Annotated in this window: 1 protein-coding gene (running past one end of the window); it reads left to right on the forward strand. The window is 67.2% G+C overall.

The features are described 5' to 3' along the window. Positions 1 to 31 precede the first annotated feature (31 nt). Positions 32 to 15,986 carry the start of an EndoU domain-containing protein gene (locus ABT342_RS29995; protein ID WP_351580796.1) on the forward strand. It continues 22,166 nt past the right edge of the window, so the window shows 15,955 of its 38,121 coding nt (coding positions 1–15,955); the start codon lies at positions 32 to 34; its stop codon lies off the right edge, out of view.

The following is a 15,986-nucleotide window of genomic DNA, read 5'->3' on the forward strand; positions in this document are numbered from 1 at the left end:
GGGTCAGTTCCTGTCGACGCAGACGCATGTGATGGCGGACGGGAAGATCGTGCCCGCGTTGCTGACCGAGGTGAAGCCGTGGACGCTGCACCGCAAGGGTCAGGATCCGCAGCCGCTGAAGAACGATCTGGTCGAATCGCTGCGCGAGCTGAACCTGAAGCCGGAGGCTGCCAAGCAGCCGTTCAAGAGCGCCGACCACGGGCAGATCATCAACTTCCTCCGGAACGACGCACACGCGGGCGGCGTGCCGACGCCCGGTCTCTGGGTCAAGCCCACGCAGGCCGAGGTCGTGGCCTCGATCCGGAAGGAGTTCGGCACGCTTGCCAAGGACCTGCGGTCCTTGGGGGAGAAGGCGCACGTGGCCCTGGCGCAGGACCTCAAAGCGGGCAGGCTTACTGAGGAGAAGCTCAGGACACGCGCCAACGAGTACCCGAAGTTCGTCGACACTGGTGACGGGTCCAACGCGCACGGCATGACCCCTCAGCAGCACAAGGACCTGCTGATGATCGCGCTCGCCAAGGAGCAGTGGGCTACCCAGGGCGCGGCCGAGCAGTACCGGTCCACGGCCGAATCCTGGCTCGCGCTGCACCACACACTGCCCGTGCCCTCCACCCCCGACGCGCTGACTCAGCGGCTGGAGAAGGCGTACGCGATCCTGGACGGCCACCACGGATCCTGGGCGAAGACGAAGGTGTCCGCGTCGGAGATCCGGTACAAGGTCCTCACCCTGGCGAGCGTCATCGGGGATTCACCCCAGGGCGACCAAGAGGCGATCCGTACGGCGAAGGCCTGGGAGAAGACGCGCTACGGATCCACCCCGATCGGACCCTTCGCGACGGAGGTCTTCCCGACCTCGTCGGATCTGGCGAAGGTCCTGAACTTCCTGCCGGAGCAGGAGCACAAGGGCGATGCGCAGAAGTGGAAGGCCCACGATCCCGAGACGAAGCCAGTGCTCAAGCTCACTGACAAGATCGTCCCGTTGGACCGTTGGGCCGGTGAGTTGGCACTCTACGTCGACCTGCACGGATCGCCTGAGATGCTGGCGCCCGCTGTTCGGGACTCCAAGGCGGACGGGACCCGCGGCTTCATAGCGGTTCCGCCCGAGCAACTCGCGGACATGGTGGTCGACTCCGCGGTGTTCCAGGAGTTCCTGGACCTCTCAACCCTCGGTAAGCGACTCAAGGAGCTGGCGCAAGCCGGCGAGCATGAGATGTTCCTTCGATTGACCCGCGAGATGAGGCCGGGCTGTTCGCTGGACGGGTTGGTCAAGGGCCGAGGCCGGAAGCTCCTGAACCTTGTCTTCCAGGGCAAGGGCGATGAAATTCTCGGGCTGGCAAAGGCAATCAACCGCGCGCCGAGAAGCGGAGGGGATCCTGCCCGACTCCACGAGCGACTCCACGAGCGATTCCGCGAGCTCGCCGAGACGGGCACGATCCCCCGATTCAACACGGTGCTCTTCTCATGCAACACCATGGGCGAGCGCGGACAGTGGCGCACCGCCGCGCAGGCCTTCACGCAGCGGCTCGGCGCCAGGCTTCCCGGCCTCGAGGTCCCCACACGCGTCTTCGCATCCGCACACACGGTGGCGCTCGGCGACGCCGGGAGCCTGTTCGTGGAGGCGTACTCCAGTGCGCCCAACCTGATGGTCGGGCTCGAAGTGAAGCCGCCGGGTCCCACGGTGCTGGACACTTCCTCGGACTTCGTTGGTGGCATCTCGTTCCGGTCGTCCGCGGAGGAGGCGTTCCGCGGCGAACTGGGGTTGTCGACAGGGCTGAAGCGCGTGCTGGACACGCTGCCGAGGGGACTCGGCGAGCCCCTGCTGGTGGACGTCAAGCGGTCCGGCCAGGGAGTCCTGCTCTTCGACTCGGACGACCCGACAGGCCCTGGCCAGGAGATGGCGATCGGGCAGTTCGTCCAGGACAAGATCCTGCCGGCACTGCCGAACTTGGTGAAGCCGGGCGCGCGGCCCCCGTTGGTACTCGCTCTCGCCGACGCGGCGCACGGGCCCGTACTGTCCGATCCGGGCAAGCCGCGCAAGTTGGGGCCTGGAAAGCGGTTGCCCGTGGCGACGGTGGCGTCGGACGGTAGCCTGCAGCCGTCGCCGGCTGTCATCTCTGCCGCGTCGGCGAAGAAGCGGGGGGTGCCGGAGAACACGCTGGTCGATCAGGGTGCGCTCAAGTCCGAGCCGGTGCGGGGCACGTCACCTGGGCAGCTCGCGGCGAATGCGTACGGCGGCCCCGTGGTCGCCCCGGTCGGTAGCCTCGGGCAGCTGCCGATGGGAGTGGCGACGCTGCTCATGGTCGAGGGCGGCGACGGTGTCGTCCTTCCGGACGGATGGGTGGTGTTCCACCCGGAGGCCGGCGGCACCGGGGACTATTCGGCCGGGACTCGTACGGCGCGCGAGTCTGTCGTTCGAACGGACAGCAACCCGGGTGCGACCATCCGTTTCGCCCGGGGAGACAAGGCCCTGGACGGGGCAGCTGTGGGGCAGATCGCCAAGCTGGCCAGGGAGGCCGCCGAACAGATCGTCTGGGAACATCAGCGGCGCCCCAAGCACGATGCCAGGCGCACGGAGCTACCGCCCCTCCCCACCATCGAGATCAAGAGCACACGGGCCGATCGTGCGGAAGCGGTCCGCGCGACGTTCATGAAGCTCCTGGACGCGGAACTCCGGAGCGTCGCCGAGCGGCGGGGCGAGCGTGCCCGCATCCCCTCGGCCGATCAGCTGAAGATCTCAGTCGTCTCCAAGGGCAGGGTTCGCAAGCTGCTGACCGGGGGCGCCCCATTCGAAAAGCAGCGCAGGGGTGTGCTGGTCTCGCTCCTGCCTGTCGATGTGGACGCCCTCGTGGCGGCGAGGCGGAAGGAAGAGGCGAAGGACGGCAAGAAGGCGCCCGTTCGGAAGCTTCCGGCCGGCTCCCGGCGGGACAGGGGCATAGACGTAACCAGTACCGGCGCGGACCTCGCAGGCGGGAGCGAGGACCTCTCGCAGGCGGTGAACCTTGTGGATGAGGGCATCGCGGACGGGACCGTGGCCTTGTCGAAGGCGCTGACGCTCGTGGACGAGGTCGTAGGCCAGGCCGATGCTGCCGGCGAGGACGTCCAGCAGAAGGCCGTGGCGTACGGACTCGAGCCCGACAAGGCTCCGTCCGCGGCCCGCTGGACCAGCGAGTACACGGTGATCACCGACGCCGGATCCGGACTGCGGCCCGGCTCGGACGACGAGTTCGATCCGCCGTTCAGCCTCGTGGAGGACCCGGAGGTGTCGGACGAGGCGGACACGAGTGCCGTTGTGCCTCTCTACTACCCGCAGCAGGTTTCGACGTACATGTTCCAGCCGAAGGTGTTCGTCTCGGCCGACGGCACGGTCGCTTACCCGGAAACGGGCCGTGAGTTCTTCGCGACGCCGAAGGTGGCCGAACACGCCATCCGCAGCCTGGAGCTGAGCGGGAGCAAGAGCGGCCTCACGGTCGACTCCGGCACGAAGATCCGATTCGACCACGGAGGGGAGACCCGGGAGCTGGTCCGGGTCGTGCCGAAGCTGGGGGACAGCCCCGTCGACCTGTCCAAGGAATTCGCTCAGAAGGTTATGGGCGGCCACCAGACCCATGCGGTCCTGCGGCCGCTGTCGGAGGACGGTGGCGAGAGCGGCCGGACGATCGCGGTGAAGATCAACACGGCGAACAAGTTCGAGATCTCGGGGACCTCCGGTCTCGCCGAGGTCTTCGCCCAGGCGGTGTACCAGGGCGACGGACCGGGCGATGGACAGGGCGAAGGCCAGGGCAAGGGGCAGAACCTGGTGACTCCGCAGTCCGCTGGCCAGATCATGAGCGCTTCCCTCAAGCAGCTGGTGACGGACGGCCCCGCGCCGGGCAAGGAGTACGTCGAGGCGCAGCGCAAGAACCCGGGGGCGGCGAAGCGGCAGTCGGCGCTGCTCGGGATCAACGAGGCGGCCTGGCCGAAGAAGCCCGGTGAGGGTCTGGTCTCCCAGACCGTCCCGTTCCTGGAGGACGGGCAGCGCTCCGGGGCCAAGGACCTGACGACAGGCGTAGCGGTCAAGGACAGCTACGGGTACCACTTCGCCGGCGTCGTCGCCGTCAGCGAGGACGGGCACAGCGTCATCACGCTGGAGAACCTGGCCCGCAACGACATCGCTTCGGTTGTCAAGGACGCGCTGGAGAAGAACATCGAGCTCTACTCCGACCCGGCCCGGCGTGAGGAGGCACGGGCGGCGCTGAGCAAGGCGGGTGTGAAGGCCGACGACCGGCGGTTCGAGCTGCTGAAGCGCGTCGAGGAGATCACGGAGGTACGGCGGAAACTCGCGGACCCGGAGTCCGTTGAAGAGGAAGGCGCTGATGTGCTGCGGCAGCGCGAGACCACAGCTGTGATGGCAGCACGCGACGACCTGAAGGCGATCAGCGGCAAGCAGCGGCTCGGTGGCAAGGGTGACCGCTGGTCCTTCGCCTCGTACACGCGGGAGGAGGGAAAGACCTACCACGAGACGGTCGGCGTCGTCCCCAACCCGTTGACGATGGTGGTGGTCTCGGATCATGGAGACCAGAAGAGCTACCTCGAGGTCGGCCCGGAGACCGACGAGCAGAAGCTCGCGCAGCGCGACGAGAACCAGCGCAAGTGGATGCGCTCGATGGCCGACAAGATCGCCAAGGTCGCGGTGTGGCGGGCCGGCGAGGGACTGCCGCTGCCCAAGGTGACGGTCAGCGGGACCGAGGCGCCGGCCGCCGACGGGGAGCCTTCGGCGCACCAGATCGCCCTGGGACAGCTGCGGGAGCGGCTGGAGGAGCAGCTGGGGAAGTGGGCGGCGCTGTCTCCTGACGCGCCGGCCCTGACCAGTCGCGACATCGACATCCGAGTGGATGTGGAAGTGAAGCTGCCCAACTCGTCCCCTGGAGGCGATGACGAGGGCTTGGTCCTGATGGTCCAGGCCCACATGGAGGGCGCGCCGGAGACGAGTGTCGAGCAGCGGACCGTGTCTGTCGCCGAGGGAACCAGGCAGCGCGCGCTCCAGACCAACGTCGACCCGCGGGCCGTGACCTTCGCGGAGGGTTCCAAGCAGCTCAGTCCGGAGATGGAGAAGAAGCTCCAGCGCATTGCCAAGGACCTGGTGAAGCAGTGGCTGCCGCAGTGGGTCGAAGACGCACAGCAGGGACAGCCGCTGTCCGCGATCGAGATCATCGGATACGGCAACAGCCGGCTGAACGCGGACGACACCGGCCATGAGCGTTCCGAAGCCGTGTGGGCGAAGCTCCGCGGCCACCTGCGGGCGGAACTCGAACTCCTCGCCGGAGCCGCGGCTCGTACGAAGGACATCGGCGGGGCTGACTGGCTGCGGAACATTCCGGTTCCCGTCAGAACCATTTCCCGCGGACGTCATGCGCACCCGGAGACCTTGGGCGGCAGCCTGCAGGAGCGTCGCCGAGAGGTCCTCGTAAAGGTGGTGCCCAGACACGGCACCAGGACGTCGGCGCAGGTCAACCAGTTGCTGGGGAGCCTGAGCGAGACGAATTACCGCGCGCTGTACGCGGAGGCCAAGACCATCAGCGACCTCCACAACCCGTTCGACAACACGCAGTCGGTCCGTAACCAAGAGGCCATACGCACGGTGGCGTTCGAGCTGAAGCGCCTGCGTGACCAAGGCCTGCCCGCACTCCAGGCCACGGCTTCGGCCGAGGCGCTGGCCGTCCGCATGGGCGGTGCGCGAGGTGTGGTCCCCGAAACGAAGCCCCCGCTCGGTCTGAAGTCCCCCGAAGAGGTCTTGAACTCCCCGCCGGGGCCTGGTGTTCAACCGCCGTCGCGCCTGACGCAGGAACACCGGCTGGCCGCTACCGACCATGTCATCAGCGTTTCCCGGAACGACACCGCTGTCTGGGACCTGATCGAGCGCCGGCTGAAGAAGAACTTCGGCGACAACTGGCCTCAGGTAGCGGCCCAGATCAAGCCCCACGTCACTGGCAGCGCGCTCAGGTCCAACCTGTCCGGCATGAGCCGCGGCGAGCCCCTGACCGTGCCGGTGGAGTACCAGGGCTGGGCCGGGACAGTGACCGTGGACGGAGCTGTCGGGCTCTTCGCGCTCGCGGGCGAGATGCCTGTGTACGAGTTTGAGGGCGGCTGGGAGTCGCAGTCCACCGTGGGCCTGTACCAGGACGTACGCCGACGGTACGGCGCCGCCTTCCAGGGCACGGCCGAGCTGGGCGCCCAGAGCCTCAGCAGCCGGCTCGGCAAGCAGTGGCAGCGGCTGCGCGGCACCTCGCAGTCGGTAGGCGGCAGGGTCATCAACAAGGCGAGGCCCTCCGAGCCCGCCGCGCTCTTCGACGGGCAGGCCGTCCTCGGGGTTGCGATCGATGTCGCGGGACCGGGCGCCATCGAGAGGATCCGACTGAAGCGCACCGAAGTGGTGGTAGGTATCCAGGTCGCTGTCCCGCTCGCCGAGTGCACGACCGAGGACGGAAGCCAGCGCCCTGAAGGACCGCACTACGGTGTCCCGCAGCGCATCAAGGACGGGCAGCGGCTCGGCTCCACCGACGTCCTGGTCGACCTCCACCCGCTGACCGAGCCCCCGTCCGGGACCGGAGAGCAGCCCCGGAAGATCGGGCGGGACACGGGCATCCCCCAGTTGCTGAATGGCATGGACGACAGCGGCGGCCAGGTCTTCGGCCGTGGCTGGGAGCAGGTGAAGCGGGAGCTGAACAGCCAGCTCTCACTGGACGCCCTGCACCAGGACCTCAAGTCGATGATGTCCGGGCAGCCGAAGTCGGTACCGCTCACCGACGGTGGTTCCGTGGAGATCACCGCACGGCTGACCGAGCTCGAGCACCTGAGGAGCGCGCGGAAGGTCGAGGTCTTCGTCGGCACCGAGATGGGCAGCTTGGGTGGCAAGCAGAAGGTCTCCTCCAAGGTGTGGCAGGTACCCCTGCCCGGGACGTGGGGCTTCCAGCAGCTGGGCGCGCTGGAGGAGTCTGTCGGCACGACAGGGCAGCTGGGCCGGGACCGCTACGAGGGCGACGACGACGGCGCGGGAACGGGTTCCTCCACCAAGTCGAGGACGACGGGCGAGTACTTCGGGGGAATCGCGGAACTTCAGTTCGACTTCCGGAAGGACGCCGGCAGCAGCGTCGCGGACGGGACCGGAACAGCCCCGATCGGTGTGAAGGCGGTCATCGAGACCGCTGGGGTCGAGCCTCTGGCCGACGGCGAACCGGTGCGCTGGACGGCCGGCATCGACGCCGGCACGGCGTCCGCCACCGAGAAGGCGAAGGCGAACCGCCACACCGCCGAAGGACAGGCCATACCTCCCAAGCGGGTCTGGGGCGAAGAGAAGGGCACAGGACTCAAGGACACCGACGTCATCCGTGACCTCGACAAGTTCGGCGCCGCGCGCGACGCGCTGGAGACGGCGGGCAAGGAGTTCTTCGGCGACGAGTGGGCGAAGGCCCGTACCACGGTGCTGGGGGGGTTCCACCACGACCAGGTCATGGCCCACCTACAGGGGATGACGCGTGGCAAGCGGCTGGACGGTCCGGACCTGACAGACCTCCGGCTGAAGCTGAAGGGCCTCGGCGACGTGGAGATCTTCGCCACCGCCAAGGTCAAGAAGATGACCTACAACCGGAGCGAGAAGACCGACATCCAGACCACGGCCCACCGCCTCGCCGGCGAAACCCGGCAGGATCTCTCCTGGTGGGAGCTGATCGGTCAGGCCCGAGGCGGTATCGGCGATCTCGTCGGCTCCACCCAGCTGTCCGTACACGGCGGCGTCGGCGGCGCGGTGCGCGGCCGCGCCGGCAGCAAGACCGCAACCATGGGCATGGCCCTGGCCGACTCAAGGACTCCCACGAAGGTCGCCGTGTTCGACACGGACTTCGAGCTGAGCTTCCACTTCGCGGCCAAGGGCAAGACGACGGTCACACAGAGCGCGACCGTCGTTGGAGAGACCGCAATCGCTGAGGGCGACTGCGCGACCGTGACCGCGCAGGGGCTGCCGCCTGTCGCTGTCACGCCCGTCGACCACGACGCGGTGATCGCGGAGTACGGGGACAGCGTCCAGGAGGCGACCGGGCTCATCAGCGGTCCGCCCAAGGAGCCACTGCTGCCGCCCAAGCGTGCCGCGGAAGGGCGCATCGGCGCATCCGACATCGTGCGCAACCTCTTCCCCGACGACCAGGCCGTGCGTCGGCATGTCAGCGACGACCTCGCGGGGATCCTGGGGGAGCGGCGGCCCGAGGTGGAGAGGAAGCTACGGGCAGAGCTCGACGCGGACCTGCTCAAGACGCGGACCTCCGGACTCACGCGAGGCGGCCGGATCAGGTTCAAGGTCAAGGCCGGTGACACCACGGTGAAGGTGGCCGTCCGGGCCACACTGACCGATGCGAAGCACCGTGAGACCCTGCCGAAGGTCGAGGCGGAGACCGGGACCGAGGTGCAGACCACCCTCGGCCACCGCAGCGACACCCGAGTGCGCGAGACCAAGCTGTTCCAGTTCAAGGGCAAGGCCCCGCACGTGAAGTTCGCTGTGTCGGGAACGCATCACGGCGACCAGATCGACGGCCGGACGAGCACGAGCTCCGGGCGCTCCGTCGACCGTGGCCGGACGGTCGACTCGATGGGCGCCTTCGACGGCACGATCCGTTACGACATCGACTACGACGTCAATCCCGGCCTCCTACGCCGCAAGTTCTCCCGGGCGACCTCGGTGAGCACCAAGGCAGAGCTCTTCTTCCCGGTGCAGGACTGCGTCAAGAGTGACGGCAGCCTCGGCCGAGCGCTCGATGCGCGTCTCGACCCGCCGCCCCGGATCACCGAGCGCCAGGCGCTGGGCTCCTCCGACGTCGTCCAGGACGTCTGGGTACTGCCGGCACCTCCCGCCAAGGATGGTGCGCCGAGCACTCCGCGCACCCTTGAGGACGACCTGGACTCCCTGGACGCGAAGGCCGTCAAGGTCATGGGAGCGTCCGGGTGGGAGAAGATCAAGGCGAACCTGCTGAAGAAGCTGGATCCGGCGAACCTCCAGCTGAATCTCAAGACCATGACGAACCGCGTGCCGATCTCGGAGACCGTCGGTGCCAACACGGTCCTCGTCACCGCCCGCGTGGTGCCCGACGATCTGCAGCACGCCAACAACACCGCGGCCACGGAGTTCACCACAGGAGCCACGCTCACCCGGGTGCGGTTCGGTGCGGACAGCGCACTGCTGCCCAGCACGGCGAAGTCGGGTGAGGCGAGCGGTTCGGTGATGGGCACGACCGACCCGACGGGCCTGGCGCCGGCAGCATTCGTCGGCGGCGTCCAGCTCGGCGAGCAGGTGGGTGAGGACCATCTGGGGTCCACGGGTACGAGCGCCAAGACCGGCGCCTACATGAAGGTCAGGACCCCCGGCTCCACCTTCGACGGCGTCGTCGCCCTCGACTTCCGCTTCGAGCACCGGGGCGGACTGTTCACCAAGGACCGGTTCGGCCACGGCACCTTCGACATGGGCGTGAGGGTGCTGACCGAACAGGCATCGACCATGCCGGCCGCTAAGACTGACGCCAAGGCCGATGCGAAGGCTGACGCGAAGTCGGGCACCAAGACCGAGACGGCCCCCGTGGCCGGCCGGACCGAGGTCCGCACGGTGAAGCAGCCGCCCTCCTGGTTCGGCGGCAAGCGCCTTACGTCCGATGACACCGAAGTGGCCCCCCCGAAGCGGGTGTTCGAGGCAGGCGGACTGCGGGACACCGACGTGTCGCGTCACATGCCTGAGCCGAAGGGGATCCGGGACGCCCTGGACGCCTACGGTAAGCAGATGTTGGGCGACAAGTGGAGCGAGGTCGCCGGACAGGTCCTCGACAGCGCGTCCCCCGCCCTGCTGATCTCGCGCCTCCCGGAGATGACCCGGAAACCGGTCGCGGACAGCCCGCTGCCGGACAGCAACCCGCTGGACAAGCCTCTTCAGATCTCGTACTCGGCCAAGATCGACCGGCTGCACTACCGGCAGACCGACCCGGGCGCCGAGTTCAACGGAATCAACGAGAGCAGCAGCACGTCCATCCGACAGAAGCAGACCTGGACGGCAGGTGAGGTACGGCTCCAGGGTGGCTTCACGACGGGAGCCGGCGAGGGGCTCGGGCAGGCCGGATACCAGCAGCGCAGGCGCGAGGGCGAGCTTCTCAGCAGCAGCGGCGCTGTCCCCAACAACTCCAGGTACTTCTCCTCCATCGCGGTGTTCGACGCCTACGCCGAGATCGAGGTGAAGCTCGGCTACGGCTCCGACAGCCGGACGTTCACCGTGGCGCTGCCGGTCGAGCTCGGCATCGCGAAGGACGAGTGCACGCCTCTCGGTAACGACCGGAACCCGCTCTTCACCAGGACTCACCCCTTGGGCGAACCCAAACCCTCTGGTAAGCGGAGCGCGCCGGCCACGATCCTGGAGACCAAGGAGCCGGTCAGCGTCGACACCCTGTGGGGCTCGCTGAGCCTGGTGGACACCGGCCGCAGCAAGGTCCTGGTGATCCCGGACAGCAGCGCCACGAAGGACGGCGCGCCTCCGGTGCCCAAGGTCGAGCAGGGGTGGCTGGGTATCCGGGTCACGTCGCAGGCCAAGACGGCCCGTTACGACGGCAAGCCGGTCTCCGAGAAGGTGATCGGGGACATCGCCGCGGAGTATCTGAAGATCAACAGCGATGACCGGCGGGATCTCCGGGGAATCCACCTGCTGCTCGACGAGTCCTGGCCCGAGTTGACCAAGGTGGTCTCGGACGCGACCGGCCTGGACGTACAGGCGGACCACGGCCTCTCCTACACCGCGCGGACGACCACCAGTGAACCGATGTTGCAGACCCTGGGCGTGCATCCTTCGGGCACGGTGACCGTGCAGCCTGCCTCCACCGTGCTCCACGGTGCCCCGCGGGCCGAACCCCTGGGCAGCGATGGCGTCTTCTTCCCGCGGGCCGACGACGGCCAGGCGATCCGGGACCGTCTCGACTCGATGCCCACCGCCCCTGGCCTGACCACCATCCTGGGCCACGGCGACGACGGCAGACTGGTCGCGGAAGGTATGGAGCACGACCCGCAGTGGTTGCTCTCGTACACAAAGGACAACGAGCTGTGGAACGCGCCCGCGCAGGGCGACCAGATCTCCATCAACGGGATCACCGGCAAGCGCAAGGTCCTTGTCCTGGCGGCCTGTGGCATCGGGGGCAAGGGCTCGTTCGCCGCCCAGAGCGCCAGGAGCGCTGGCTCCTGGGTGATCGCGCCGACGGGTGCGGTCTCGGGCGTGCAGCCGACGACGGGCAAGTTCGTGTCCACACAGACGCACGTGGACGACAACGGAGTGATCAGGCCCCACACCGACCTGGACGTGAAGCCGTGGGCGGCACACGGTCCCAACGGCGAGTTCATACCGCTCCACAATGAACTCGACGCGTCGTTGCAGCAGCTCGGCATCAAGACGTACACCCACAAGCAAGCGACGCCGACGGGTCAGGGGCCGCTCATCAACCTCTTCGTCCCGAAGCGCAAGCTGCCCGTGAACATCACTACGCAGACGCATGTGCAGACCGCGCGACGCAAGGACAAGGGATCCGGGAACGGGTACATCTCCGGCGGCCACTTCGACTACAGGAATCTCGATGCCAAGTATCAGCTGACATCCGTCTCGGGACTGCCTTCCCATGACAAGCCGGCCGACAACATGTGGTTCGCCGCGCGGATCGACACCAAAGCGGGCGGGGAGGAGATCGACCCGAAGCGGCTCCACACCTTTTTCCCGCAGCATCTGACGTACGCGCAGGCGTTGGAGTCGGCGCAGCAGGCGTGGGCGAACGCCCTTCAGATCGACAAGCAGCGAGAGGGAGGGACCAACCCGAGGAACGACGCCGGGTTCACGCACTTCGATGATGGGAGCGCTCGCTGGCTGGGCCGGGACAAGTGGGGCAACTGGATCGAGGGGCAGTGCAACAAGGAGGGCACGGTCACGTCGTTCTATCCGGCTGCTCGTGCGGCTGCGGGGCCGCTGAAGGGGGTCGACCCGACGAGTAATCCGTGGCTGGAGCCTCTGAAGGGCACACAGGTGGTCACGGAGCTGTCGCCGCCCCCCGACACCTTGCTGGGGGAGGCGACGCCGGAGTCGGGACGGCCGGACGAGTCAGTGGCCGATGCGTCCGGAAGCGCCTCCAAGCCCGAGTCCGAGCCCAGGCCCCATCCGGGCGAACCCGCTGCGGTGGTCGAGTCCGCGGCGAAGGCGGAGCCGGAGTTCACGATCGAGTGGGAGTACGCGCCGGCCAAGGAGTCGTCGCTGAAGCGGTTGGAGCGTTGGGAGCGTAATCTCGCGCGTCATCTGGCGACGGAGAGTCCCGACCGCTCCGACCTGCAGCAGGTGCACCGGCTCGCCGACCAGGAGAAGCTGCTGGCAGCCGACTGGAGCACTCCGCCGGGCGACGGGTATGACACCTTCGCCGAGCGGCTGGCGCTGCTGCAGAGCGACCTCGACGTGGTCGAGTTCCTGGCCACCAAGAAGAAGGGGGCGGCCTGGCCGGACCGCTTCGCCGAGACACGCCTGGAAGTGCTCCTCACCAGCGCGCTGTCCGTCCGGTACGACGGCAAGCTCACGGCTGGCGGCTGGCGGGGGCGGATGCAACAGCTGATGGCGGCCAAGCTGGCAGACACCAAGAACCCGAGCCAGTTGATCACGGCGGCCCGCGGTGCCCTGAAGGTGCAGCTCGACCACGTCAGCCGGGATCGGACGGTTCCCCTCACGACGGCGGAGCTGAAGGCGTACACGGACACCATGTCCAAGACGTACAGCGTCTTCTCGACGGTGAACTGGAGCATGGACGAATGGAGCATGGATCTCATTCATGCCTATGTCGACCTGGCGCATCTCCACCCGGACACCGACATCGTGATCCAGGAAAACCGCAGGTTCAACCGGGAGGGCGCCGAAGGCGAGTGGCAGGCCGCCTGGCAATACGAGATTCCCAAGCTGGAGCAGGCGAAGCCCAGGGACATCGTGACTATCAGCGATTACATGGCCTTCTGCCTTGCGTCGGCGGGCACGACGGGGCTGTCCGCGGTGAGGAACGGGCAGTTGGCCAAGCCGGTCGTCAAACAGTTCATCGCCGAGTTCGACGCCGCGTTGCAAGTCTTGGACAAGGCCCTGGACAAGTGGGGCACCGAATTCGAGAAGGCCAAGGCCAACGACGCGTATTGGGTCGGACAACACGCGGCCAAGGTCCGAAAGTCCACCAGGATGGCCAGCGAGCTCAACGAGTTGAAGCTGGATCTCGACCTGCTGTACACCAGTCAGGAAGCCCGGGCCGAGGCCAGGACCCAGGCCGCGAAGGCGACAGCCGCCGCTCAAAAGGCGGGCAAGAAGAACAAGGGAGGCAAGAACAAGGGCGTCGCCGCCGCCACCGCCAATACGATCGAGTTCAGGGACGACCGCACCGAAGAGAGGCGCGTCGCCGGTGCCATGGCCCGGATTCACGCGCGAATCAGATCCGTATCCCCCTACGACCGTCCGGCCACGTACATCACCTCCCGCAGCGAGGCCGTTCGCAAGCGCTACAACCTTCACGAGGCCGTGCTGAGTTCCCTCGAAATGGCAGACAGCTACGCGAAGGTGCTGGAGAAGCCGCTGGGCGAGGTCCATCTGCAGCTCGATGAGTTTCTCCGTAAGGTGTTGACCCATCACAGGTCGGCACTCTCGGGGAATGCGCTGGTCCCCCGCCTCATCAACGAATGGGTCGTCGGTGCCGAGAGGTTGGCCACCGCCGGCACAGGTTGGCCGACGCCTGAGGCCAAGGCCAAGTTCCTGACCGGTCTGAGCCTGTTCCGCGCCACCCTGTGCAAGAGCCTGTGGGACGACACCCCGCAGGGGCAGCCGCCAGCACGGTCCGTGCTTTCCAGCTCCTCCCTCAACAGGGCGTGGCTCCACTCCCTCAAGGACTTCTCCCTCATAGCCGAGGCCAAGGCCGACTTTCTGCTGCTCCACGCCTTCGACCGGGTCAAGATCTCTCAAAAGGAGTCGTTCAAGGAGGAGTTCGACGCACTGGTCCAGGCCATACCCCAGGAACACCCGTTCCGCGCCGAATCGGTCGCAGATCTCAAACGTGCCGCCGTGCTCGCCGATGCGCTCTGCAAGTCGCTGATCAAGGGGGACTCGACCGCCCTGGTGTCCGCCATCCGGGACCACGGACTGGACTGGGCGCAGTATCAGTACTTCCAGTACGAGGAGGACACCACGAGGTCCCGGCTTCTCGTACTGGATCAGTGGATCCGCCACCTCGACACCCCGAAGGTCCTCGACACGTTGAGTCAGGATCTGGTTGAGGTCGTCCGCGATCTCCGCAAGGTCAGCAAGAAGCGAATCCAGGAATCCTCCAGGAGACCCGAACTTCACCGTGCCTCCATGGAGAAGGACGAGCCCGACGTACTGCCGCCGATGATGAGCGACGAGCTCGTCCTTGCCGGGCGGCCGGGGCTGAAGCGCGAGGACGTTCCGAGGACGGCCTATCTGAGGGCGTCTCAGCTGGAGCGCATCTGCCTGGTCACGGGAGAGCAGTATCAGGCCCACAGCGTCGGCGCGACGCTCGACATGGCGATCGCACTGTTCCGTTCGGTGGACCCGTTGGTGCTGTCGAACGCGCCGCTGCGGTCGATCGAGCGTGAGGTGGAGCTGCTGAAGGGGGTGGCGAATCCCAAGACCCTCTATGGCAAGGCTGCGCTTGCGCTGTGTGACTTGGCGTTGCTCGAGGCCGAGCGGATCGGACTGCTCGCCGACGGGCATGGACTGAGCCAGGAGCAGATCGCCCGCCATCAGAAGGAGCTTGACAAGCACGGCAAGACCCTGGTGGCCGCCCAGTTGGTGACCGACGAGCAGGTACGGGAAGCGCAAGCCGCGGTGGCTGACACATCGTCACCGGATGTCGTTCGTCTTGGTTCGGGGCGGTCGTTCTTGCCGGGGCCTGAGGATGGGCGTGAGGCTCATGACGCTGTGAAGTCGTTGCCGAGTGGTGTGGGTCTGTCGGTGATTGCCGGGCATGGGCGTGATGGTGGTGTGCTGGTCGGGGATGAGCGGTATGGCGCGGAGAGTTTTGGTCTGTTCGCGAAGGGTCATGGGTTGTGGGGCCGGCCGGAGGAGGGGTCGGGGGTCTCGATCGATGGGGTGACCGGTAAGCGGAATGTGCTGGTTCTGGAGGCGTGTGGGACGGGTGGGCGTGATTCGGATGTGGCTGCGTTGGCGCGGCAGGAGCGGTCGTGGGTGATTGCGCCGACGGGTGCGGTGTCGGGTGTGGAGCCGACGACGGGCAAGTTCGTGTCGACGCAGACGCATCTGTTGGCGAACGGTGTGGTCAAGCCGGTGGTGGATCTGGTGGTGAAGCCGTGGGCGGCGCATGGTCCCAATGGTGAGTTCAGGCTTCTCGACAATGACCTGGCGACGTCGCTTCGGCAGTTGGGTATCGAGGCCGAGGTGCCGACGCCGGAGCCGACCGGCAACGCGATCATCAACTTCCTCCAGCCCACGCACGAGAGCTTCGTGCCGGGTGCGAAGTTCCCGGCAGACATCACGACCCGGACGCACGTGGACACCGCGCGGGTGAAGAAGAACAAGTACGGGGAGCCCTATGTCTCGGGTGGGCATCTCGACTATGAGGATCTGGATTCCAGGTTCGTGCTGACGCCGGTGCAGTGGCAGACGACTTCGGGCGCGAAAGCGGATGACCGGTTCATCGCTGTCCGGATCGAAACCAAGCCTGGTGGCGAGAAGGTCATCCCGAAGCCGCTGCACACGTTCTTCGCCCCGCACCTGACGTACGGGCAAGCGCTGGAGTCGGCGCAGCAGGCGTGGGCGAACGCCGTCCAGGCCGACAGGCAGCGACGGGGTGGGACGAATCCGAAGAACGACGCCGGTTTCACGTACTTCGAGGAGCGCGTGACATGGCTCGGCCGGGACAACTGGGGCAACTGGGTCGCCGGCCAGTGCGAGAAGGACGGCA

It is taken from the genome of Streptomyces sp. NPDC000410 (assembly GCF_040300305.1).
In the GTDB taxonomy this organism is placed as follows: domain Bacteria; phylum Actinomycetota; class Actinomycetes; order Streptomycetales; family Streptomycetaceae; genus Streptomyces.